This is a genomic window from Thalassobacterium sedimentorum (assembly GCF_031127905.1).
GTDB lineage: Bacteria > Verrucomicrobiota > Verrucomicrobiia > Opitutales > Coraliomargaritaceae > Thalassobacterium > Thalassobacterium sedimentorum.
This window is the reverse complement of record NZ_JARXIC010000075.1, coordinates 1-3,469: the sequence shown is the minus strand read 5'-3', so window position 1 is coordinate 3,469 and position 3,469 is coordinate 1. Positions and strand designations below refer to the sequence as shown.

Annotated in this window: 4 protein-coding genes; all 4 read right to left on the bottom strand. The window is 44.9% G+C overall.

Annotated elements, in window-relative coordinates; all coding sequences use genetic code 11:
- Positions 1–162 precede the first annotated feature (162 nt).
- The gene (locus QEH59_RS18235) at positions 163–975 is read right to left on the bottom strand and encodes a hypothetical protein (RefSeq protein WP_308986817.1); all 813 of its coding nucleotides are present in this window, start codon (positions 973–975) and stop codon (positions 163–165) included.
- Positions 976–1,053: 78 nt separating this feature from the next.
- Positions 1,054–1,566, bottom strand: a complete 513-nt coding sequence (locus QEH59_RS18230; protein WP_308986816.1) for a hypothetical protein — start codon at positions 1,564–1,566, stop codon at positions 1,054–1,056.
- 51 nt (positions 1,567–1,617) lie between these two features.
- Complete coding sequence (locus QEH59_RS18225) at positions 1,618–1,968, bottom strand: hypothetical protein (RefSeq protein WP_308986815.1); 351 nt, start codon at positions 1,966–1,968, stop codon at positions 1,618–1,620.
- A gap of 77 nt (positions 1,969–2,045) precedes the next feature.
- A complete protein-coding gene (locus QEH59_RS18220; RefSeq protein ID WP_308986814.1) occupies positions 2,046–3,035 on the bottom strand; it encodes an SDH family Clp fold serine proteinase in 990 nt (329 codons plus the stop codon).
- Positions 3,036–3,469 lie beyond the last annotated feature (434 nt).

The following is a 3,469-nucleotide window of genomic DNA, read 5'->3' as shown; positions in this document are numbered from 1 at the left end:
ACTCATCATTCCATTTTTATAGATTCTCTTTTTTAACACGTTAGCGCAAGGCTGGAATCATCCAAATTGGATTCGTTCTTTCTTTTGCATATCGTAAAAGTGTATCACGGAGTGGAGCGCGGAGCGCGTAACGGAGTTGATACCACTGCCTGGTTCTGCTTTTCATTTTTCAGGTTCTGGTATGCTGAGGTTGGCTTTATACTTAGCTACAAGTGCTTCGAATTTTTGGGTATACTTCGATATCCTCTCACGGTCTTGATTCCAATCCAATAGCGGCTTTCGCTTACCAACAATGAACGTATCCTTCTTTTTTGATCCGTCATCAATGGGTTTTTCTATCCTATGGTAAGGTGCTAAACATCTGCTTTGTGTTTTGTCCCCAATCCGAGATGTCAACCATGCTAGTTTCTCCGTGGAAAATAGGTTCAATGGGAAATCTACAGAGCTTAGCTGGGGCAGCTCAGAAATCGGTGCTAACCTGCCGTCCAACACCTTCTTAATGTAGAATCCTAGCTTGCAGAGATTTTTTAATTGTTTCAGTGGCTCCAGCGAATCGATCTCCTGAGTGACCCACACTTTGTTTCCAAAGGTGAGTTCTTTCAGTGAGGTGCAAGCGCTGACCTGCTCCAATGATTTCACTCGGGTGAAGTCTTCAAATGCGAATCTAGTCAGGCGAGTATTTTTGGACATGTCCCAGAGCTTTTCTGCTCTCTGATTCCAGTAATAGGAGATCGCCTCGATGTCGCCCAAAGTCTCCAAGGGAGAGAGGTCACTTATCAGCGGACACTTCCAAAACTCGATAGATGTAAATCGGCCTCCATAATTACCTACAAAGTATTCAAATGTTTCCTGTGTCAGTCCACTGATTTTTAGGAAGCCAGAATCGCTGGATTCGATTTGGTCGATGGTTTTCTTTGAAATCCTGCCGCCTCCGATTTCGGCTTCAACGAGGTTAAGTGTATGGTTGTGGCTCATTTTCGATTTTCTCGCAGAACGTGGAGCATGAGCGATGGCGCGATAGCGACATTGCTCACTGCGATTGGTTCGGCCTCGCTAGTCCATACTTACACGATCCCATGCCTCATTTATTTTCTGAGCGGTTGACTCTCTCGCCTCACTTTCCTTCTTTTTTTCTTCCGCATTCTTTTCAGCGAACTCTAGTGCTTTACTCCGTTCCTTCGGGTATATTTCGTTCGCTCGATCACGAGCCTTCTTGATTGTCTCTATACGCTTCTCTAGATTCGCCGGGGCGCATTCGAGAAACATAACCGGCGTATAGTTTTGTCCCACTTCACCGAATGTAGGAAGGTCGTCAGCAGGTCCTTGATGATCATACCAGGCCTGTTTGAAGAGTCTTTCCCACTCGGTGTCGACCTTCTGATCTGGGGTGAAATAATACCTGTGCCTTCCGTTTTGAGCCCCGCAAGGTTCATCTCCCTTTTCAATCTTAAGAGGGATAGCCATCGCGTATACTTCTCCAGTCTGGTGAGAAACTTCCCGCATTGCTGTGAGTTTTCCGTCTTTCAGGGAAAGGCTCTTTTGGATTATTCTATTTTCGTTTTTCATAAGATTTTTTGCCGAACGTCGAGGGGTGGAATAGATGAGCGGTAGCGAAATCTATTGCCCACTCCCGTCTGGTTCAGCCCAGATTAGCCTGCTGATTGTGGATGCTAGATCTGCCACGGCAGAGAAACCTTCATTATTACTTTCTTGGTATTTGAGGATCGGTTCAATTGCTTCATCTTGTCTACCTTTTTCGATTAATTCTCTTATTCCGTTAAGAGCCGAATCGTAGTAATCCCGCTCGTAATTCCGATAAGTAAGATGGTAAAAACTAAATGCGTATCCAAGCAGTCCAATGAAGACGATTCCACCTATAGCTCTAAATTTGTAACTCTCACTTTTTACTATCAGTAACCAGATTGCAAGGAGTCCAACTATTAGGGTTATGGGGATCAGGAAATGCATTTATTCTTTTGCTGAACGTAGAGGATGAGCACAGATGAGCGTCAGCGAAATCTGTTGTCTCACTCCGTCTTGATCTATCAGTCTTCTTCGTTGATGTCCTTGATTTTAAGGCAGCTATCGAATCCACCAATGAAAGTGATTTCTTTTCGGTGTATAATTCTTGCGATTTTTGAAAGCCATCTCAAATCACTGTCCATTCGATTAGCACAACTATATTCCTCAGTCTGGACCTTAATTATTCCATTTCCAAAAAGCCCAATAGCTTCATCCTTATCGATAACGAAGCTATGGTCTTTATAATGATTCACTAGGTGGGAAGCTAGGTTCTGTGCGGTCATTCCATCACCTAATTCTTTATCTGACAGTAATCGGGTTGCATATTGAGTTGCAGATTCGTTGATACGCTCAAAGTAACCAAGAATACCTAAGTCAAGCTGACTTTCTAAGTAACGAGCAAACATTTCAGAACTCTTAGGGAAATCGGACACAGTTCTAGCAAGGGTCTTGAGAGCGTTTGAAAGAGCTTGGGCTGGTATGTTCCCCAGTTGGGGATCAATAGGCCCAAGCTCACTCATTGAACCCATGTGGATTTCGTCAGCTCCAAGTGCCAAAAGTGTAGCCGCAGATTTTGCTCTACGAGGTATCGCAACTACAAATTTATCTTTCGCCTTAGCTTTGCAATTTTTACTGGCAAGGTAGGCAGGTTCGATTCGTCCACCTCTGCTTCCTAGCATAAGCAGGATATCTTTCTCTTCATTAAACTCGCATACAGCGTTGTAAATGCGATCCGCATGGTCTTCCCCGATTGAGTTGGTTTCGTCCAAGAATAATATTGGATTGTAACTGTCTAATTTGTATTCAGACCATTTTTCCTTTAACGCCGCTGGCAGTTCTTTCTTCAACACTGGTTCTACATCCTTCCAGTCGGGCTGTAGTAGCGCATTGATTACTCGATCTGAGGCACTTTTTTCTTCTTTCTCTGGGGCAGGAGGAGGAGAACTCGGTGGAGGCAAAGACGGTGACGGTTTTGTTGATTCTTCGGGTGGGGTGTTTGTTTCTTTTGCCATTTTATTTTATCGTGGAGCTCTGGCGCGCCTTTAGGCGTTGTCCAGAAGCGTCTGGATATGGCCGAAGGCCGTGGTGGGTGTGGGGTTCTGAATTATGGGCTTCATCTAGGACTTTGAATCTATGATTTCTTCTTTTTGCCAATTGGTGACTCGGCTCTGGCTGTCTGAGGATTTTATTTCTTTTGCTCCTTCTCTTACCCACAAATGCTTAGTCTAAATGCTTCGATCCGTCGATTCAATTTTCTTTCCCATATCGTGGAGCACTATCGCGACTGCAGCGCGGCTTGCCGGGCGTAGCTCGAAGAGCGAAGCCTGGAGCGCGAAAGGAGTTGATAGCTGCGTCTGGATATGCTGCCGCCCTTGGTCAGGTGGATTCCGCTCTGATCTATCGGCTTCATTCTATTTTTTTAGGGTGAGGGCTCGAATGTGAACCA